The sequence below is a fragment of the Alistipes sp. CAG:268 genome, assembly GCA_000434235.1.
GTDB lineage: Bacteria > Bacteroidota > Bacteroidia > Bacteroidales > Rikenellaceae > Alistipes > Alistipes avistercoris.
Genome location: FR891970.1, coordinates 18,233 through 38,859, shown reverse-complemented (window position 1 = coordinate 38,859; position 20,627 = coordinate 18,233). Strand labels below are relative to the sequence as shown.

Annotated in this window: 18 protein-coding genes; 11 read left to right on the top strand and 7 right to left on the bottom strand. The window is 61.4% G+C overall.

Annotation, left to right across the window (positions count from 1 at the left end; translation table 11 throughout):
- From QZL63_RS01230 to QZL63_RS01205, 6 genes are all read right to left on the bottom strand, one after another.
- The coding region (locus tag QZL63_RS01230; protein WP_290585457.1) for a calcium-translocating P-type ATPase, PMCA-type at positions 1-2,302 on the bottom strand (2,302 nt) is incomplete at its 3' end.
- A gap of 5 nt (positions 2,303-2,307) precedes the next feature.
- Positions 2,308-3,750: a rod shape-determining protein RodA gene (gene rodA / locus QZL63_RS01225; RefSeq protein ID WP_022307537.1), complete on the bottom strand. Its 1,443-nt coding sequence runs from the start codon at positions 3,748-3,750 to the stop codon at positions 2,308-2,310.
- Positions 3,740-5,569 (bottom strand): peptidoglycan D,D-transpeptidase FtsI family protein, encoded by a 1,830-nt coding sequence (locus tag QZL63_RS01220; protein ID WP_022307536.1) that lies wholly within the window; start codon positions 5,567-5,569, stop codon positions 3,740-3,742. The genes rodA and QZL63_RS01220 overlap by 11 nt, the downstream gene beginning before the upstream one ends.
- Complete coding sequence (locus QZL63_RS01215) at positions 5,566-6,084, bottom strand: hypothetical protein (protein ID WP_022307535.1); 519 nt, start codon at positions 6,082-6,084, stop codon at positions 5,566-5,568. The genes QZL63_RS01220 and QZL63_RS01215 overlap by 4 nt, the downstream gene beginning before the upstream one ends.
- Before the next feature lies 1 nt (position 6,085).
- Positions 6,086-6,940, bottom strand: a complete 855-nt coding sequence (mreC, locus tag QZL63_RS01210; RefSeq protein ID WP_022307534.1) for a rod shape-determining protein MreC — start codon at positions 6,938-6,940, stop codon at positions 6,086-6,088.
- Between the two features lie 171 nt (positions 6,941-7,111).
- Complete coding sequence (locus QZL63_RS01205; RefSeq protein WP_022307533.1) at positions 7,112-8,131, bottom strand: rod shape-determining protein; 1,020 nt, start codon at positions 8,129-8,131, stop codon at positions 7,112-7,114.
- 198 nt (positions 8,132-8,329) lie between these two features.
- Here QZL63_RS01205 and QZL63_RS01200 point away from each other — a divergent pair, with 198 nt between their 5' ends.
- The 10 genes from QZL63_RS01200 (at position 8,330) to QZL63_RS01155 (ending at position 19,260) form a co-directional block, all read left to right on the top strand.
- Positions 8,330-9,337, top strand: coding sequence for an NAD(P)H-dependent glycerol-3-phosphate dehydrogenase (locus tag QZL63_RS01200; RefSeq protein ID WP_022307532.1), 1,008 nt, complete (start codon positions 8,330-8,332; stop codon positions 9,335-9,337).
- A gap of 17 nt (positions 9,338-9,354) precedes the next feature.
- Positions 9,355-10,686, top strand: a complete 1,332-nt coding sequence (locus QZL63_RS01195; protein ID WP_022307531.1) for a glucose-6-phosphate isomerase — start codon at positions 9,355-9,357, stop codon at positions 10,684-10,686.
- A gap of 180 nt (positions 10,687-10,866) precedes the next feature.
- Positions 10,867-12,531 carry a DUF6377 domain-containing protein gene (locus QZL63_RS01190; protein WP_022307530.1) on the top strand — a complete coding sequence of 555 codons (1,665 nt, stop codon included), beginning with the start codon at positions 10,867-10,869 and terminating at the stop codon, positions 12,529-12,531.
- A gap of 201 nt (positions 12,532-12,732) precedes the next feature.
- Positions 12,733-13,815 (top strand): Gfo/Idh/MocA family protein, encoded by a 1,083-nt coding sequence (locus tag QZL63_RS01185; protein ID WP_022307529.1) that lies wholly within the window; start codon positions 12,733-12,735, stop codon positions 13,813-13,815.
- 57 nt (positions 13,816-13,872) lie between these two features.
- Positions 13,873-14,079, top strand: coding sequence for a Sec-independent protein translocase subunit TatA/TatB (locus QZL63_RS01180; protein WP_022307528.1), 207 nt, complete (start codon positions 13,873-13,875; stop codon positions 14,077-14,079).
- A 62-nt stretch (positions 14,080-14,141) separates the two neighbouring features.
- The gene (locus QZL63_RS01175; RefSeq protein ID WP_022307527.1) at positions 14,142-15,614 is read left to right on the top strand and encodes a Gfo/Idh/MocA family protein; all 1,473 of its coding nucleotides are present in this window, start codon (positions 14,142-14,144) and stop codon (positions 15,612-15,614) included.
- 55 nt (positions 15,615-15,669) lie between these two features.
- Positions 15,670-16,548, top strand: a complete 879-nt coding sequence (locus QZL63_RS01170; protein ID WP_022307526.1) for a 3-keto-disaccharide hydrolase — start codon at positions 15,670-15,672, stop codon at positions 16,546-16,548.
- A 75-nt stretch (positions 16,549-16,623) separates the two neighbouring features.
- A complete protein-coding gene (locus tag QZL63_RS01165) occupies positions 16,624-17,517 on the top strand; it encodes a sugar phosphate isomerase/epimerase family protein (RefSeq protein ID WP_022307525.1) in 894 nt (297 codons plus the stop codon).
- Positions 17,518-17,666: 149 nt separating this feature from the next.
- Positions 17,667-18,458 carry a twin-arginine translocase subunit TatC gene (tatC, locus tag QZL63_RS01160; RefSeq protein WP_022307524.1) on the top strand — a complete coding sequence of 264 codons (792 nt, stop codon included), beginning with the start codon at positions 17,667-17,669 and terminating at the stop codon, positions 18,456-18,458.
- Positions 18,459-18,606: 148 nt separating this feature from the next.
- Positions 18,607-19,260: a rubrerythrin family protein gene (locus QZL63_RS01155; RefSeq protein ID WP_022307523.1), complete on the top strand. Its 654-nt coding sequence runs from the start codon at positions 18,607-18,609 to the stop codon at positions 19,258-19,260.
- Positions 19,261-19,410: 150 nt separating this feature from the next.
- Here QZL63_RS01155 and QZL63_RS01150 read toward each other — a convergent pair whose 3' ends face one another.
- Positions 19,411-20,136 (bottom strand): YebC/PmpR family DNA-binding transcriptional regulator, encoded by a 726-nt coding sequence (locus QZL63_RS01150; protein WP_022307522.1) that lies wholly within the window; start codon positions 20,134-20,136, stop codon positions 19,411-19,413.
- A 108-nt stretch (positions 20,137-20,244) separates the two neighbouring features.
- On the opposite strand from QZL63_RS01150, the gene QZL63_RS01145 reads away from it, so the two are divergent.
- The gene (locus QZL63_RS01145; RefSeq protein ID WP_022307521.1) at positions 20,245-20,625 is read left to right on the top strand and encodes a VOC family protein; all 381 of its coding nucleotides are present in this window, start codon (positions 20,245-20,247) and stop codon (positions 20,623-20,625) included.
- Positions 20,626-20,627: the final 2 nt, after the last annotated feature.

Here is a 20,627-nt window from a genome sequence, read left to right as displayed (position 1 = left end):
AGAAGAGCGTCAGCTGGCGGATGGTCAGCCCGCCCTGCGAGAAGGTCCAGGCGAAGAGCATGCCCAGCAGCACGACGACCATCGCACCGCCGCAGGTAAAGATCGTGCGGGCCATGCCCGGCGAGATGATGAACTCGTCGCGGCGGCGCGGGCGGTCGCGCATCACCTCGGCCGAGGGAGGCAGCGAAGCCATTGCCATCGCCGCAAAGGTATCCATGATGATGTTCACCCAGAGGATCTGCACTACCGTGAGGGGCATGTCGGTGCCAACCAGCGCCCCGACGAAACAGATGAGGATCGCCGCGAAGTTGATCGTCAGCTGGAAGAGCACGAAGCGCTGGATGTTCCGGTAGAGTGAACGGCCCCACATGACGGCCGTGGCGATCGAGGCGAACGAGTCATCGAGCAGCGTGATGTCCGAGGCATCCTTGGCCACCGAGGTGCCCGAACCCATCGAGAGGCCCACATTGGCGAAATTGAGTGCCGGAGCGTCGTTCGTCCCGTCGCCGGTGACGGCCACCACCTCGCCCCGCTGCTGGAGCAACCGCACGAGGCGCTGCTTGTCGAGCGGCCGGGCCCGCGACATGATCTTCAACTCCTGCACCCGTTCGAGCAGCTCCTCGTCGCTCGCCGCGGCAAACTCGGCGCCGGTGATGTGGTTGCGCTCCGTATCGCGGGCATCGTCCCAAAGGCCGATCTGGCGGGCGATCTCACGCGCCGTGGCGGGTGTATCGCCCGTTACGATCTTCACACCGATCCCCGCATCGAGGCACTGACGCACCGCTGCGGGGACATCCTCCCGCACGGGATCGAGAATCGCGGCCACGGCCGAAAAACGGAGTCCTCCGGCCGCCACGGCCCGCAGGCAGTCGGTCTCGGATGTCTCGGCCCAGGCGATGGCCAGCGTACGCATGGCATGGTTCTGAAAGTCGAGCAGCCGGGCCGACACCTCGGCATCAAGCCCGTCGGCCTCGCACATGCCCCGCACAATCTCAGGGGCACCCTTCACGCAGAGCAGGCGCCGGCCCGAGACGCCGCTCTCGATGATCGTTGCCATATACTTGCGCTCGGTCGAGAAGGTCAGCCGATCGACGATCGACGCCCCGCGCCGCAAGGGTTCGTACTCCTCGCCGCGACCACGCAACCACTCGAGCAGAGCGCCTTCGGTCGGGTTTCCGATGATGCGCCCCTCGGCATCGAGGAACGCCGTCGAATTCAAGGCGACGACCTCGGCGAAATCATGTTCCGGAAGTGCGTCGTAACGCACCAGCTCCTGCACGTGCATCTTGTTCTGCGTCAGCGTGCCGGTCTTGTCCGTACAGATCACCGTCACGGCGCCCATCGTTTCGCAGGCATGCATCTTCCGTACCAGGTTGTTCGTCTTGAGCATCCGCCGCATGGACATGGCCAGCGACAGCGTGATCGACATCGGCAAACCTTCGGGCACCGACATCACGATGATGGCCACCGAGACCATAAAGATGTGGAGCACCTGTTGCGAAATCGTCAGCCAGTCCTGCTGCAGCAGGTCACCGAAGAAAAGGGCCTTGCCGACCATCACACAGAAGATCAGGATCGAAAGTCCGATGCCGATCCGCCCGATCAGTTGCGAAAGGCGTGTCAGCTGGCGGTCCAGCGGGGTGGGTTCGTCGTTCTGCACGGTCGATTGCTCGGTAACGCGGCCCGCCTCGGTACCGTCACCCACGGCCGTGACCACCAGCACGCCATAGCCGTCGGCCACCGTCGTCCCGCGCATCACGACATTCGACGGATAGGTCGCCTCCGGATCGAAGTGGGCTTCGTCCACCGTTTTGTCCACTTCGGGCTCGCCCGTGAGGGTCGATTCGTTGATCTTCAGCGACACGGCTTCGACCAGCTCGCCGTCGGCCGGAACCGTCTCGCCGCTCTCGATGTAGACCACATCGCCGACCACGACCTCCCGGCGCGGAATCTCACGGATCGCACCGTCGCGCATCACCTTCACCGGAATGTCGTCGTTCACCTGGTTCAACCGCCGGAAACGGCGCTGCGCATCCCACTCGAACCAGAAACCGACACACGTGGCGAGGATGATCGCGCAGATGATGCCGATCGATTCGGTGAAGTCCCGGTGGATGAAACCGATAACCAGCGACAGCACCGCGGCAAGGAGCAGGATCCGAATGATCGGATCGCGGAACTTGTCGAGCAAAAGCAGCCAGGCCGAAGCATCCTTCGGCGGCGTGATGACATTGTCGCCGTGCCGCTCGCGGCTGGCGGCGACCTCCTGCGGAGCGAGGCCCCGGGGATTGTAAGCAATCATTTGGGTCAGAATTTATTGAGGGTGAATTGCCGCGTCGAGGCATCGAGCCGCACGGCGATGAACAACAGAATCGTAAATGCAATGAGCGACGAACCTCCGTAGCTCATGAACGGAAGCGGGATGCCCATGACGGGCATCAGGCCGACGGTCATGCCCACATTGACGAAGACATGGAAGAGCAGGATCGACGCCACGCTGTAGCAATAGACCCGTCCGAAGGGTTCCTGCTGCCGTTCGCCCATGCGCATCAGCCGGAGGATCAGCATACATAGCAGCGTCAGCACCACCACGGAGCCCACGAAGCCCCACTCCTCGCCTACCGTGCAGAAAATGAAATCGGAATGGCGCTCGGGAACGAAGCCGTACTTGATCTGCGTCCCCTCGAGGAAGCCCTTGCCCCAGAAACCGCCGGAGCCGATGGCGATCTTCGACTGATTGACGTTGTAATCCACACCCTGGGGGTCGTTGATGATGCCCAGGAAACTCAGGATGCGGTTCTGCTGGTGCTCCTTGAGGATCGAGTTGAAAATGTAGTCGGTGGTGGGCAGGAAGACAAGCGACCCGACGAAGAGCCCCAGTGTGATGAACAGGTGCGAAAGGTTGGCCCGGAAGGCATAGATGACCACCACGACCAGCGAAAGCAGCGTGACGATGAGCAGGCTGTGGTAGAGATCGAGCGTCCCGGGGGCGATGAGCCCCATGACCAGACACAGCAGAATGCTCCCCATCCCGAGCGAAGCCAGGTAGATGATCCGCGAACGCCACTGCCCGTGCATCATCGCCTCCGAGAGCGTGCATACCAGGATGAGCGACACGAGCAGCACCATCGGCGAAAGCAGGAACGAGAAGATGAACAGCGCGGCGATGAACAGCAGCGGAATGCAGAGCCACTTGTTCAGCCCCTCACGGTAGAGCACGAAGAGGAACGAACCGAGGACGATGCCCGATCCGGTGTCGTTCTGCAGCACGATGATGAGCAACGGCGTACAGATGACCATCCCCACCCGGAAAAGGTCCCCGACCCGGTTGATCGAGAACGAATATTCGCTCATCACACGGGCCAGGGCCAGCGCCGTGGCGATCTTGGCAAACTCGACGGGCTGCACGCGGAACGAACCGAACTCGAACCACGCCTTCGCGCCGTTCACCTCACGGCCGAACAGCAGCGCCGCCACGAGCATCGCCAGCCCCACAAAGTAGGCCGGGTAGGCGTACATGTGGTAGAACCGTTCGTCGAGCAGCAGCACGACAACGGCCACAGCCCACGCCACACCGACCCACACCAGCTGTTTCATGTAGAAGTGCGAGAAGGAGAAGAGAGCGGGCGAGGTCTCGTCGTAGGAGGCCGACGTGATCGACAGCCACCCGGCGATGACGATCAGCACGTAGAGGATCACCGTCACCAGGTCCACCCCGTAGAATATGCCGTTGCTGCGGTTACTTGTCATAATACGGATAGCTGATTTTCAGATTCTTGACATATTCCAGCAAAGCCGGCCGCCGGATCGTGTCCGTCAGGTAGTACTCCTCGAGCAGGCTCGCGATGGGAAGGGCCGCCGAGGCGCCCCAGCGCCCGTTCTCGACATAGACCGAGATGGCGATCTTCGGATTGTCCTTCGGCGCGAACGAGAGGAAGGTCGAGTGGTCGGCGCCGTGGGGGTTCTGGGCCGTACCCGTCTTGCCGCAGACGTCCCAGCCGTCGAGACGCGCCATCGTCGAGGTTCCGCCGACATTCACACCCCGCCACATGCCCTCGACGATCGGCTCGAAATGCTCGGGTGCGACCATCGTGTAGTGCCGTTCATAGAAGCGGCGGTCGAGCGAATCACGCCCCTCGACCCGCTTGACGATGTGCGGAATGTAGTAGTAGCCGCGGTTGGCGACGATCGCCGCGAGGTTGGCCAGCTGAAGCGGCGTGCAGCCCAGCTCGCCCTGACCGATCGACAGCGAGAGCAGCGTCAGCGAATTCCATGAGCCGCGGTAGGTGCGGTCGTAGAAGGCCCGGTCGGGAACGTAGCCGCTCCCTTCGTCGAGGAAGTCGGAGCCCAGCTTGCGGCCGAAGCCGAAACTCTCGACATATTTGCGCCACACCTCGAATCCGTCCTTGACGTTCCCGTATTTCGGATTGTCGAGGATGTCGCGGAAGACATAGCAGAAGTAGGCGTTGCACGAGGTGGCCACGGCGAAGCGCAGGTCAATCGGTGACGGATGGGCGTGGCACTTCATCTTGCGGCGGCCGACCTGGTAGCCTCCGTGGCATTCATGCAGATCCGAGGGTTTGAGCACCCCCTCCTGCAGTCCGATGAGCCCCTGCACGATCTTGAAGGTCGAGCCGGGCGGGTAGAATTTCGACTGCACGGCCCGGTTGTAGAGCGGCTGGCGCTTGTTGCGCAGCAGCTCCATGTAGTGGTTGCCGCGCTCACGCCCCACCAGCTCGTCGGGGTCATAGGTCGGCGAGGAGACCATCATCAGGATCTCGCCCGTCGAAGGCTCGATCGCCACGGCGGCCCCCACCTTGCCCCGCATCAACTCCTCGCCGAGCAGCTGCAGCCGGGCGTCGATCGTACTGACAAGATAGCTGCCAGGGACGGGCAGCGAGTCGTACATCCCGTTCATGTAGGAGCCCTTGATGGCGCCGTGCGTGTCGCGTTCGAGGACCTTGACCCCCTTCGTGCCGCGCAGCTCGGGTTCATAGGCCGACTCCACGCCGCTGATGCCCACATAGTCGCCCGCCTTGTAGGAGGGGTAGCGCTTGAGCATGTTGGGCGTCACCTCGCCCACATAGCCCAGCAGGTTGCCGCCGATCTGCCGCGGGTAGTGGCGGACCGTGCGGTAGACGGTGTAGAAACCGCGGAAGTTGCACTCGTCGAAGCGCAGTTTCTCCTCCTTGGAGATGTAGTTCGTCACCAGCCGCGGCGCACGCGGATAGACCCGGGCACTGGCCAGTTCGCGTTCGAGTTTCTGCCGCGAGATACCCACGATGTTGCACAGCCGCATCGTATCGAAACCCGCACGGTCGAGGTCGTGATAGACCACCATCAGGTCGTAGCATTCACGGCTCTGGACCAGGTACTCTCCGTTGCGGTCGTAGACCTCGCCGCGCGGCGGATACTGGACCTCCGGGCGCAGGACATTGACCAGCGCCATCTCGTCGTAGCGCGAGTCGAAGAGCTGGATGTAGGCCAGCCGTCCCAGCAGCAGGGCAAAGATCAGCAGGACAACGACCTGCAGCGTGCGCATCCGCACGAATCCTTCGGAGCCGTTCATACGCGAGCCGAGAATTGGGCCGTGAAGATCCGGGCCGCGATCCAGACGAACGCGACGGTCACCACGGAGCTGACGACGATGCGCACCACCGTATGCAGCACGTGTTCCCACGAGAGGGCCTCGAGCAGGAAGAAGACGGCGTGATGCAGCAGCGTCAGTACGACGACATAGTTGATGAAGACCCGTTCGCCCAGGCGGCCCGACGAGGGAATGCCTCCTTCGCGCGCATTCTCACGCCCGCAGGTCAGCCCGGCCAGTGTCGGGCGCAGGAAGGCAACGAGCAGCGTGGCAATGGTGTTGATGCCGGCGGCCCCCATGGCAAAGTCCATCGTGACGCCGAGCAGCAGTCCGGCGCCGAGCAGCACGACGGGAAGCGTCTCGAACGGCAGCAGGATCAGAAAGGCAATGTAAACGAGCGGATTGAGGTAGACGCTGATCGACAGATTGTCGAACAGAAAGACCTGCAACAGCACGGTTGCAGCGAAAAGTCCGAGATAGGGCAACGTTCTGTACATCTCAATTCGTTCGTGTGTGTTGTTCAACTTGTTCGCTCTGCTGCAACGCCCGGATCTCGTAGAGATCGCGGTTGCCGACCAGCACCACGTCGCTCAGGCGCGAGAGCTCGGCGGCGAGACGCACCCGAACCGTATAGGCCGTCCGGGTCTCGTTGAGCGTGGCGCTCTCGACCCAGCCGATCAACACGTCGGGCGGGAAATATTGCGAAAAACCGGTCGTCACAACCTCGTCTCCCGGCTTGGGATCGGCATATTTCGAGAGTTCGTCGAGCACGACCACATGCGGGTCGAGCCCGTCCCAGCAGATCGACCCCGAATAGTCGGAATCGGCGAGTTTGCCGCTTGCCCGGAACGAGGTGTTCAACACCGAGAGCGCTACCGAGTAACGGTCGGTGCAGGCGACGACATAGCCGACCATCGCCCCGTCGGGCGACAGCACGGCCATCTCCGTCTGGATGCTGTCGCGCAGTCCCCGGTTGAGTGTCAGCAGGTTCTGAAGCCGGTTGGTCGAATTCGAAACCACCGAAGCTACGGCAAACCGGTATTTCGACTCGCCTATGTCCTGCATGTAGCTGTCCAGCCGTGCGGCCGTGGCCGCCTCCTCGTACTGGGCCAGCCGCTCCTCGAGCCGCGTCACCCGGTCGAGCAGCAGACGGTTCTCGCGCCCGAGCGAAAAGTAGTGGCCGATGCCGGCGAAGAAGCCGTGCACGCCCCCGACCAGACGGGTCGAACGGGCCAGCAGACGCGCCTGGGTATAGTTCGTGGAGTGGGCATAGTAGCTGACGGCCAACGCCTCCAGCACCACGAACAGCACCACGACATAGACGCTGCGTATGAACTCGATCAGTTTGTGCAAAGTATTCCTTATAATTTAGATTGCGGACCGAGGCCCGCAATCGTACATTCATCTATTTCCGTATTTCCACCGTCCGTACAGCCGCACACGGCAACCCGCAAACCGCCCGGCGCATGCCGCGCCGCGAAACAGTCCCGCACCCGGTTTCGGTACTCCGCCCCCTCATTCGCATCAGCGCATGAGGAACGAGAAACGGTTGATGTTCTTCAGGGCGATGCCCGTACCGCGTGCAATGGCACGCAGGGGGTCTTCGGCCACATGGAAGGGGATGCCGGTCTTCTCGTTCAGACGCCGGTCAAGCCCCTTGATCAGGGCGCCGCCGCCGGCCAGGTAGATGCCGTTCTTGACGATGTCGGCATAGAGCTCGGGCGGCATCGACTCGAGCACCTTCATCAGCGCGGCGTCGATCTTCGACAGCGACTTCTCGAGCGCATAGGCGATCTCGCTGTAGGAGAGCGACACGGTCTGCGGCAGGGCCGTCAGCATGTTGGGGCCCGTCACGACGAAGTCCTCGGGCTCCTCCTCCAGATCCGACACGGCGGCGCCGATCGAGCACTTGATCGCCTCGGCCGTACGTTCGCCGATGCGGATGTTGTGCTGCTGGCGCACATAGCTCTGGATATCGTTGGTGAAGACATCGCCCGCCACGTTGATCGACTCCGAGCAGACGATACCGCCCAGCGAGATGCAGGCGATCTCCGACGTTCCGCCGCCGATGTCGATCACCATGTTGCCCTCGGGAGCCTCGACATCGAGTCCGGCACCGAGCGCCGCAGCCATCGGCTCGTAGATCATGTAGACCTCGCGGCCGCCGGCGTGCTCGGCCGAGTCGCGCACGGCGCGGATCTCGACATTCGTCGAACCCGACGGAATGCAGATGACCATGCGCAGCGACGGGGCAAAGAGGCTGCCCGACGTCTTGACCTTCTTGATCATGCCGCGCAGCATCAGCTCCGTGGCGTTAAAATCGGCGATCACGCCGTCCTTGAGCGGACGGATCGTCTTGATGTTCGGATTGGTTCGCTCGTGCATCTGGTGCGCCTGGTGGCCGATGGCCACGAGTTTGCCCGTATGGACATCGAGCGCCACGATCGACGGCTCATCGACGACGACCTTGCCGTTATAGATGATCAGCGTGTTGGCCGTACCCAGGTCGATGGCCAACTCCTGTGTCAGTGAAAAGATTCCCATAATGATTCAGCCCTACTCTGTTCTATTTTTATTTGCTTTATTATCAATTTATTACACCCTACTGAAAGCCCTTCGCCCCAAATACCGGGCCCCATGGGGAACAGATCCGGACAAAGGTACGAAAATCCGCGGGAAATTTTTCACTATTTTCTTATTATTTTTTAATTATATTTGTAACCCGAAACACAAGCTTTCCGCATGGAATACAAAATCGGAACAGAAGCCCGCTGCGCCGTGATCGGTTACGGCAGTTGGGCAACGGCAATCGTCCGGCTGCTTACGGCCAACGAACAGAAGGTGGGCTGGTATGTCCGCAACCCCGAGGTACTCGAATGCCTGCGGACCGAGGGCCGCAATCCCCGCTACCTGAGCGACGTAGAGTTTGACCGCGAACGCATCGCCCCCTCCGACGACCTCGACGCCGTGGTCCGCGAGGCCGACATCGTCATCCTGGCAACCCCCTCGGCTTACCTCAAGGACTTCCTCGCTCCGCTGACCGTCTCCCTGCAGGACAAGTTCGTGGTGTCGGCCATCAAGGGCATCGTCCCGGGCGACTACCAGACCGTCGTGGAGTACATCCACGACCACTACCGACTCTCCTACCGGCAGCTGGGGCTCTTCACCGGCCCGTCGCATGCCGAGGAGGTCTCGCGCGGCAAACTCTCCTACCTCACGGTCGTCTGCACCGACCCGGACAATGCACGGCTCATCGGCTCGAAATTTGCAACCGACTACATCCGTCTGAGCTACTCGACCGACCTCTACGGCATCGAATACGCCGCCATTCTGAAGAACATCTACGCCCTGACGGTGGGTATCGCCGTGGGACTGGGATACGGCGACAACTTCCTGGCCGTGCTGATCGCCAACTGCGCCGGCGAGATGACGCGCTTCCTCGAGGAGAGCTACCCCGACCGGCGCAATACCCTGGTGTCGGCCTACCTGGGCGACCTGCTAGTGACCTGCTACTCGACCTACAGCCGCAACCGGCGGCTGGGACTGCTCATCGGCCACGGCTGCACGGTGAAGAGCGCCCTGAACGAGATGACGATGGTGGCCGAAGGCTACTTCGCCGCCGACTGCATCCGCCACATCAACTTCCGCCACAAGGTGGACATGCCGATCGCCGAGATGGCCTACGACGTGCTCTACCGCGGGGCATCGGCCCGCAAGAGCATGCAGGCCCTGACAAACCGATTGATCTGACATCAAATAGGACAACCATGGAACTCGTAAAACTGGACATCAGCAAGGCGGGAGTCGAAATCTCCGCCGACATGAAAAAACAGACGATGGAGGCCAACGCCCTGCTCCACTCGGGCAAGGGCGCCGGCAACGACTTTCTGGGATGGGTACACCTCCCCTCGTCGATCTCCGAGGCCGACATCGCCGCTATCGAGGCCGAAGCCGCCAAGCTGCGCGCCAAGGCCGACCTGATCATCTGCATCGGCATCGGCGGCTCGTACCTCGGGGCCAAGGCCGTGCTCGAGGCGATGAGCAATCCCTTCAAACTGCTGCACAGGGAGCAGAAACAGCCCACAGTCGTATTCGCCGGACAGAACATCTCGGAGGACTACATCCACGAACTGCTTGAGGCCTCGAAAGAGCACTCGATCGCCGCCATCGTGATCTCGAAATCGGGCACGACGACCGAACCGGCCATCGCCTTCCGCCTGATCAAGGCCGAGATCGAGAAGCGCTACGGCAAGCAGGAGGCAGCCGAGCGCATCGTGGCTATCACGGACCAGGCCCGCGGCGCGCTGAAGACCCTCGCCACGCAGGAGGGCTACCCGACCTTCGTCATTCCGGACAACGTCGGCGGACGCTTCTCGGTGCTGACGCCCGTCGGCCTCCTGCCGCTGGCCGCCGCCGGCATCGACATCGCCGCACTCGTACGCGGCGCCCGCGAAATGGAACAGGCCACCGCCGAGAACGTTCCCTTCGACGAGAACCCCGCGGCGATCTACGCCGCCACGCGCAACCTGCTCTACCGCGATGGCAAGAAGGTCGAAATCCTCGGTTCGTACGAGCCCAGGCTGCAGTATATCAACGAATGGTGGAAGCAGCTCTACGGCGAGAGCGAAGGCAAGCAGGGCAAGGGCATCTTCCCGGCCAGCGTCACGCTGACGGCCGACCTGCACTCGATGGGACAGTACATCCAGGAGGGCGAGCGCACGCTCTTCGAGACGATCATCTCGGTGGTGAAGCCCGCCGGCGAGGTGAAGATCGAGGCCGATGCCGAGAACCTCGACGGACTGAACTACCTGGCCGGCAAGCGGATCTCGGAGGTAAACCGCATGGCCGAGTTGGGCGTGCAGCTGGCCCACGTGGACGGCGGCGTGCCGAACCTGCGGGTCGAAATCCCCGAGATCGCCCCTGCAACGATCGGCGCCCTGCTCTACTTCTTCGAGAAGGCCTGCGGCATGAGCGGTTACCTGCTGGGCGTGAACCCGTTCGACCAGCCCGGCGTCGAGGCCTACAAGAAAAACATGTTCGCCCTGCTGGAGAAACCCGGCTACGAAGAGGCGACCAAAGCCATCAAGGCCCGACTCTGACGGACCGTCGCCACGAGGAGGCACCGCGAGGCCCCGGATTGTTCCGGGGCCTCGCCGCGTTCAGGGAGGAGGGCCGCCGAAAAACCGCACGCCGGAGGACAAAAGCCCCGGGCAGAGGCTCTTTTTGCCCCAAAAAATTATAACTTTGTCTCCGAATGCCGCAACGCGGCCCGAAAACGCATGAGAGCCATCAGCACACCCCGCATCCGACACATGCTCCGGCAGGCCTGCAGTCTGGCACTGGCGGGCATCGTCCTGCTGGCAGGCTGCCAACGCAACGAGGACCGGACGCTCGCCGACGAACTCGACCGGATCATCGAGCAGCGACAGACATTCAACGACAAGAAGGAGGAGCGGATCAGCGAGCTGAAACGGATGCTCGACGTCACGGGACTATCGCCCCGACAGGAGTATGACATCAACGCCCGCCTCTGCGACCAGTACTGGAAATACAACCTCGACTCGGCCATCCGCTACGCCGAACGCAACCTGCGGCTTGCACGGCAGATGCACGACGATGAGGCAGCACGCACCACAAGTCTGCGCCTCACGCAGCTCTACTCCTTCTCGGGCAAGAGCATAGAGGCCAAACGGATCCTCGACACCACACGACGCACCACCGTCTCGCCCACCCTCCTGCCGCTCTACTATGAGACCTTTACGCGCTACTTCGAGCACTATGCCGTCATCAGCAACCAGAACAAATACCGGCGCCTGCGCGACCGCTACAACGACTCGCTGCTGCGGGTTCTCACCCCGGGTTCCTACCGCTACAAGGCCAGCAGCGGCAGCCAGCTCATCGCGCAGGGCCGCACCGAAGAGGCCGAGGCGCTGCTGCTCGACCTGCTCGAAGAGGTAGGAGAGAATACCCCCCAATATGCCGAGGTGGCCTACGAACTGGGCGGCCTCTACACCCGCACGGGCGACGCCCCGCAAGCCCGCAAGTACTACCTGCTGTCGGCCATTGCCGACGTGCGGAACGCCACCAAGGAGAACGCAGCCTTCCATACCCTCGCCCAGTTGTATTACGCCGACGGCGACCTGGCCCGCGCCTCGCGCTACACACAGGCGGCCATCGAGGATGCCCTGTTCAGCAACGTGCAGTTCCGCTCAGCACAGATGACGAAATTCTATGCCGACATCAACGCCGCCTACCAGGCCAAGGAGACACAGACCAAGGCCGAACTGCAGCACTACCTGCTGTTGATCAGTGTACTGACGATCGTGCTGATCCTGCTTTTCGTCTATGTCTACAAACAGATGCAGCGTCTCTACCGGATCCAGCAGGAGCTTTCACAGGCCAATGCCCGGCTGACTCAGCTCAACGACGAGCTCAACGACAAGAATGCCCTGCTCTCCGACTCGAACCGCCTCAAGGAGCAGTACATCGCCCGTTTCTTCGACCTCTGTTCGCTCTACATCGACAAGATGGACGGCTACCGGAAGACCCTCTACAAGCTGGCCCAGAGCCGGCAGCTGGACGAACTCTTCAAGCGCCTGCGCTCGACCTCGATGATGGAGAGCGAACTCGACGAACTCTACGCAAATTTCGACGCCGTCTTCCTGAACCTCTATCCGACCTTCGTGGCGGAGTTCAACGCACTGCTGCTGCCCGACGAGCGCATCGAGCTCCGTCCGGGCGACCTGCTCAACAAGGAGCTGCGCATCTACGCGCTGCTGCGTCTGGGCATCTCCGACAGCGCAAAGATCGCTGCCTTCCTGCGCTGCTCGCTCAGCACGGTATATAACTACCGGACCAAAATGCGCAACAAGGCCGCCGGGGCGCGCGACGAGTTCGAAAAAAGGGTTATGCGAATCGGCGAATCGCAAGAAATATCCACTTGACGTATTTTATGCAATCTACATTTTTACATGAAATTATATAATTAAACAATTTTAAATCAATAAATTAGCTTAAATTCATTTCTACATTTTAAGTTCCAGTTTTCGGAATCGTTCCATATTCGGATTAAATTTGTAAAGGGCGATTCGCCAAAGGCTGACGGATGGCTCCAAAAGCAAACAATCGGAAACTACCTTAATAAAATGGACCCAATCAAAATCGGCCTGATCGGCTTCGGCCGGATGGGCGGATTCTACCTCGACGAGATGCTGAAGAGCGGAAAGTGGGAGATCGCCTACGTCTGCGACCTTTCGCCCGAATCGCGTGAACTCGCCCGCAGGCTCGTACCCGGCGCACAAATCGTATCCGACGAACAGCTCATCTTCGACGATCCCGAAGTGCAGGTCGTCGGGCTCTTCGCACTGGCCGATTCCCGCAAGGAGCAGATTGCAAAGGCCGTCGCGACCGGCAAGCACATCATCTCAGAGAAACCCATTGCCGAAAGCATCGAAAAGGAGTGGCAGGCAGTCGAACTGGCCGAGAAGAGCAACGTGCTCTCGACGGTCAATCTCTACCTGCGCAATTCGTGGTACCACAAAACCATCAAAAACTTCATCGAACAGGGCGAGATCGGCGAACTGGCCATCATCCGGGTCTGCCACATGACCCCGGGGCTGGCACCCGGCGAGGGGCACGAATACGAAGGACCTGCCTTCCACGACTGCGGCATGCACTACGTGGACATCGCCCGCTGGTACGCCGGCTCGGAGTTCCGGAGCTGGCACGCACAGGCCATCCGGATGTGGGACTACAAGGATCCCTGGTGGCTGCAATGCCACGGGACGTTCGAGAACGGCATCGTCTTCGACATCACGCAGGGGCACGTCTACGGGCAGTTGGCCAAGGACCAGACCCACAACTCCTACATCGACATCATCGGCACGAAGGGCATCGCCCGCATGACCCACGACTTCAAGACCGCCGTGGTCGAGTTGCGCGGCGTGACGCAGACCCACCGCATCGAACGCCCGTTCGGGGGCAAGAACATCGACGTGCTGTGCGACCTTTTCGCCCGCTCGATCGAAAGCGGCGTGCGCGAAGAGTCGCTGCCCCGCCTGCGCGACGCGGCCATCGCCTCGGAGTATGCCTGGCGTTTCATCCAGGATGCCCGCAGCCACGAAATGCCGTCGATCGGCGACCTCGCAACACTTGAGGAGATCCGCGAACGCCGCCGCACGATGAAAAACGGCTACGGACTGCTTCACCGGCACCCCCGGATCGCCTGACGCCGGAGGAGAGCAACGGCTCGGAATGAAATTACAAACCGCTAAAAACAGATACTTATGAACCATTTACTCTTTCTCGGCAACCTCGGTGCGGGTGAGATTCTGCTCATCGCACTGATCGTGCTGCTGCTCTTCGGCGGCAAGAAGATTCCTGAACTGATGAAGGGGCTCGGCAAGGGCGTCCGCAGTTTCAAGGAGGGAATGAACAACATCGAAAAGGACATCAACTCCCCCGAGGAGAACCAGGGGGCATCCAAGAAATAGAGGGGAAACCCGCACGAACAGAAAAACTTCGAACTCACACCAACTCAAACACCCAAAGAACCATGGCAAAAGAGATGTCAAGACGGAGCTTCCTCAAAACGGGAGCGGCTGCTGCGCTCGGACTGGCCGTAGTCCCCAGCACGGTATTAGGCAAGAAATTCGGGTACACCGCCCCGAGCGACAAACTCAACATTCTGGGCGTCGGCGTCGGCGGCCGCGGTGCCGCCGACCTGCAGGCGATGGAGAGCCAGAACATCATCGGCCTGTGCGACGTGGACTGGAAATATGCCGACCACGTATTCAAGCGCTACCCCGCAGCCAAGAAATACAACGACTACCGCCGCATGTACGACGAGCTGCTCAAAGAGGCCGACGCCGTGATGGTCGCCACGGCCGACCACACCCATGCGATCATCGCCGCCGAGGCCATGACCGCCGGCAAGCACGTCTATGTCGAGAAGCCCCTCACGCACTCGGTATACGAATCGCGTCTGCTGACCAAACTTGCGGCCAAATACCGCGTTGCCACCCAGATGGGTAACCAGGGGGCATCGGGCGAAGGCGTCCGCAAGATCTGCGAATGGATCTGGAACGGCGAGATCGGCGAGGTGAAGCGCGTCGAGACCTTCACCGACCGTCCCATCTGGCCGCAGGGCCTCGCCCGTCCCGAAAAGGAGGAGCGCGTACCCAAGACGATGAACTGGGACGCCTTCATCGGCCCGGCCCCCTACCGCCCCTACAACTCGATCTACACGCCGTGGAACTTCCGCGGATGGTGGGACTTCGGCACGGGAGCCCTGGGCGACATGGCCTGCCACATCCTTCACCCGGTATTCAAGGCGCTCAAGCTGGGCTATCCGACCAAGGTTCAGGGCAGCTCGACGCTGCTGCTTTCGGAGTCGGCTCCGTCGGCCCAGCGCATCAAGTTCGTCTTCCCGGCCCGCGACAACATGCCGAAGGTCGCCATGCCCGAGGTGGAGGTCTACTGGTACGACGGCGGTCTGCTGCCGATCCGGCCCGAAGGGCTCCCGGCAGGCAAAGACCTCAACGACCAGGGAGGCTGCGCCATCTTCTACGGCACGAAGGACACGCTCATCTGCGGCTGCTACGGAGTGAATCCCTATCTGCTCTCGGGCCGTGTACCCGAAGCTCCGAAGGTGCTGCGCGAGGTCAAGGAGTCGCACCAGATGGACTGGGTGCGCGCCTGCAAGGAGGACGCCGACGACCGTACGCCGGCCGCTTCGGACTTCAGCGAGGCCGGTCCGTTCAACGAGATGGTGGCCATGGGCGTGCTGGCCGTGCGCCTGCAGGGCCTCAACCAGGAGCTCCACTGGGACGGTGACAACATGCGTTTCACGAACATCCCCGCCGAGGCGCAGATCCGCTCGGTCATCAAGGACGGATTCCACATCACGGACGGACACCCGACCTTCGACAAGACCTGGACCGATCCGGTAAACGCCAACGAGTTTGCCCAGGAGCTCATCAAGCACACCTACCACAACGGTTACAAACTGCCCGACATGCCGCTGTAATCCGGCGTCGGGATTCAGAAACTGAAAAAACGTACAACTCAAAAAACAACCCGAAATGAAACGAATCTTTCTTGCATCGGCCTGCGCAGCGATGTCGCTCGCGCTGGCATCGTGCGGCGGCAACGCCGGCAAAGCCAAAACCGCCGAAACCGACGCGGCCACTACGAAGGCAGAGAACGCCGTTCCCGAATACACCGTGGTGAACAACCCGACGGTCAATCTCGCGAATTTCCCCAAGGACAAGGACGGCTACTATGTGATCTTCGACGGCAAGACCTTCAACGGCTGGCGCGGCTACGGCAAGGACAAGGTGCCCGCACGCTGGACGATCGACGACGGCGCCATCAAGTTCAACGGCGCAGGCGGCGGCGAGGCCCAGACGGGCGACGGCGGCGACCTGATCTTCGCCTACAAGTTCAAGAACTTCGAGCTGGAGCTCGAATGGAAAGTCTCGAAGGGCGGCAACTCGGGTATCTTCTACCTGGCCCAGGAGGTGACGACCTCCAAGGACGACAACCAGCAGTTCGAGCCGATCTACATCTCCAGCCCCGAGTACCAGGTGCTTGACAACGAGAACCATCCCGACGCCAAGCTGGGTGTGGACGGCAACCGCAAATCGGCATCGCTCTACGACATGATTCCGGCCGTTCCGCAGAACGCCAAACCCTTCGGCGAGTGGAACAAGGCCAAGATCATGGTTTACAAGGGCACGGTCGTACACGGGCAGAACGACGCCAACGTCGTGGAGTACCACCTGTGGACCCCGCAGTGGACCGAGATGCTCGAGAAGAGCAAGTTCGCTCCCGAGAAGTGGCCGCTGGCATTCGAGCTGCTGAACAACTGCGGCGGCGAGAACCGCGAGGGCTACATCGGCTTCCAGGACCACGGCGACGATGTCTGGTTCCGCAACATCCGCATCAAGGTGCTCGACTAAAGACATCCGACGGACAACGCATGCCGGGCCCGGAAAACCGGGTCCGGTTGCGAATCCGCCCAATACCCGAACGACATGAAGCGAACTCTTTTCTTCATTGCGCTGCTGTTTGCGGCCGCGGCCTGTGCCTCCGCGACCTCGGAGAAAACGCCCAGGAAGGAGATAGCCATCCAGCTCTACTCCGTACGCTCACTCATCGGCAGCTACGGAGAAAACCAGCAGGATTACACCGAGGTGCTGAAGGCGCTCGCCGAGATGGGCTACACGGGCGTCGAAGCTGCCAGCTACGCCGACGGACGTTTCTACGGCAAGGATCCCGAGACCTTCCGCAAGGATGTCGAGGGGGTCGGCATGCGCATTCTCTCGTCGCACTGCTCGAAGGGGCTCTCGCCCGAGGAGCTTGCGTCGGGCGACTTCTCCGAATCGCTCAAGTGGTGGGACGCCTGCATTGCCGCCCACAAGGCCGCAGGCATGTCCTACATCGTCTACCCCTACATGGAGGTCCCGGCGACGCTCCATGACCTGCAGACCCAGTGTGCCTACCTCAACGCCATCGGCGCCAAGTGCCGCGAGCAGGGTATCCGGTTCGGCTACCACAACCACTCGCACGAGTTCCGTAAGGTCGAAGACCAGGCCGTCATGCTCGAGTACATGCTCGAACACACCGACCCGGAGAATGTCTTCTTCCAGCTCGACGTCTATTGGGCCGTCATGGGACAGGCCAGTCCGGTCGATCTGTTCCGGAAATACCCGGGCCGCTTCCGGATGCTCCACATCAAGGACCGCCGCGAGATCGGTCAGAGCGGCATGGTCGGCTTCGACGCCATTTTCCGCAATGCGGAACTGGCTGGCGTGGAACAGATTGTCGTGGAGCAGGAAGAGAGCGAATACGACATCGAAAAGGGGGTCGAGATGAGTCTCGACTACCTGCTCGAAGCCCCGTTCGTCAAGGCCTCCTACGAAAAGTAAGATCCGACAAGGGTCGGACCGCTGTCCGGCTATCGGATCGCGATAGCCGGACATTTTATGGCCGCCTCCGCACGGCTGCCGCAACCAGCAACCCGGCTCCCGCCCCGGAAAGGGCGAGCCGACACACCTAACCGCAACCCTATTTTGCCATGGAAGAGAAGGAAATGACGTTCTGGGACCACCTCGAAGCCCTGCGCTGGATGCTTGTGCGCGTCGTGGCGGTACTCTTCATATTCATGGTCGTCTGTTTCTGCGCCATGCCCTACCTGTTCGACCACGTCGTGCTGGCACCGACCAGTTCCGACTTTCCGCTCTACAGGTGGCTGTCGCGCCTGGGAAGCCTCGGACCCTTCTTTCCCGACTTCAGCAACGACAACTACCATGTGGACATCATCAACATCAACGTCGCCTCGCAGTTCCTGACGCACATCAGCACGTCGTTCTGGTTTGCGCTGGTGCTGATGTTTCCCTACCTGGTCTTCGAGGTGTGGCGCTTCGTGCAGCCCGCGCTGTTCGACAACGAACGCCGCAGCGTCGGATGGGCCTTTCTCTTCGGGACCTGCATGTTCTTCCTGGGCTGCCTGCTCGGCTACGGCGTGGTCTTCCCCTTCACGTTCCGCTTCCTGACCGAATACCAGCTCAGCGCGGCCATCACCAACCAGATCTCGCTCAACTCCTACATGGGCAACTTCCTGATGATGATCTTCCTCATGGGGCTGGTCTTCGAACTTCCGCTGCTGACGTGGCTGCTCTCGCGGATGGGGCTGGTGACCCGGTCGCTCCTCCGGAAATACCGCCGGCACGCCATCGTTGTGCTGCTCACCCTCTCGGCCATCATCACGCCGACGGGCGATCCCTTCACACTGATGATCGTCTTCCTGCCGCTCTTCCTGCTCTACGAGATCGGCATCCGTATCTCCCGGGAGCCCTCCGGAGAGTAGCGGCCGCACACGGCACAAACCGAATACAAGCCCCCGGAGTACCCGACCGCACTCCGGGGGCTTTTCGTCTGCCCGACAGGGCCGGCTGCACAACCATGGCACAGAAAATGCACGTTTTGCATCACACTCCCGCTCCGGGATTGCTGCCATGAAAAGACGACCGATCCTGATATTCCTGCTCTTCGCCGCAGCCGCCGGCACGCTCGTATGGGTCTACCTCGCACGGGCCGACACGCCGCGGCCGGCCCGGGAGCCGGTCTGGACCGAAACGCTCGGCGACCTGGAGGCCTGCTGCCGGCGCAAGCACATCAAGGCGACGCAATACGATCACTTTGCCGGAATCGCCGACCGGGAACAGCGTCACGACATCGCCCGGGTGTTCCGCGCGATGGCCGCCTCGGAGCGGGTGCAGGAGAACAGTTGCGCCGAGGCAATCGTACGGCTGGGCGGCAACTACCGTCCCCCCGGGCGCGTGTCGGTCTTCGTCGGGGCGACGGACGGCAATCTCGAACGGAGCCTCAACTACGAACGCCACTCGCTCCGAGAACGGCACGGCACGGAGATCGACCGTGCTCTCCGCCGGGGAAACCGCTATGCGGCCCGGGTGCTGATCTGGGCTTCGGCCGGCGACCGACGCCACGTCGTGATGATGGAGTGGTGCAGAAGCTCTCCCGGAGCGGTAGGCCGCAACGACGCCTACCTGGTCTGCCCCACCTGCGGCAATCTCTACTCTTCGCGCTACCGCGACTTCTACTGTCCCTGCTGCCAGACCGACGGGCGGCGGTTCATCCGCGTGGAGTAAGCCGCGCCGGGGGAGCCGCCCGCCGCGGGAAGCGGCCATATATCCGGCGGCGGCCAGACCCGCCGGCCTCGGGGCAAAGGCATAAAAAATCCCGGTCGGAAGATCTCCGACCGGGATTTTATCGCTCCGAAGGTCCGGACGACCGGCGTCCTACTCCTCCTCGGGCTCCTTCATCGTGTGGTATACGTTCACCACATCGTCGTCCTCCTCGAGTTTCTCGACAAGCTTCTCGACCGACTCGCGGCCCTCGGCATCGAGCTCCTTCGTATCGGTCGGGATGCGCACCGACTCACCCGACACGATTTCGAAGCCCTTGTCGTCAAGCCACTTCTGGATCGAGCCGAACGACTCGTAGGGGGCATACACCGTGATGCCATCCTCCTCGGGGTAGAACTCGTCCACACCCAGGTCGATCATCTCCAGCTCCAGCTCCTCGGGATCGGCTCCCTCCGTGGGACGGAACTTGAAGACACACTTGTGCTCGAAGAGGAAACCTACCGAGCCGCTGTTGCCCAGCGTACCGCCGCACTTGTTGAAGTGCATGCGCACGTTGGCCACCGTGCGGTTCGTGTTGTCGGTCGCCGTCTCGACGAGGAAGGCGATGCCGTGCGGGCCGTATCCCTCATAGATGACCTCCTTGTAGTCGGCGGCATCCTTCTCCGTGGCACGCTTGATGGCGCGCTCGATGTTCTCTTTGGGCATGTTCTCTGCCTTGGCATTCTGGATCAGAATGCGCAGGCGGGTATTGCCCGAGGGGTCGGAACCTCCGGCTTTCACGGCGATTTCGATCTCCTTACCCAGCTTGGTGAAGGTGCGGGCCATGTGCCCCCAGCGCTTCAGTTTTCTCGCTTTGCGATACTCAAAGGCTCTTCCCATACGGATTCTATTTTTTCAGTTTTTTTCTTTTCCCTCGCAAAGGTACATATTTCCGGCAGAATTTCACAATCTTTATGTAAATTTGTGGCCGGTAAACGCGAGACAACAATGGAAATAAAGAGCAGATTCGATCATTTCAACATCAATGTCACCGACCTCGACCGCAGCCTGAAGTTCTACGCCGAGGCACTCGGTCTCAAGGAGGTCGGACGCAAGGAGGCCGCCGACGGACGCTTCGTGCTGGTCTACCTGGGCGACGGGGAGTCGCCGTTCCGCCTCGAGCTGACCTGGCTGCGCGACCACGCCGCCACGCCCTACGAGTTGGGCGAGAACGAAAGCCACCTCTGCATGCGCGTCACGGGCGACTACGACGCCGTACGCGAATACCACCGGCAGATGGGCTGCGTATGCTTCGAGAACCACGAGATGGGTCTCTACTTCATCAACGATCCCGACGATTACTGGATCGAGATACTTCCCCTGAAATAACC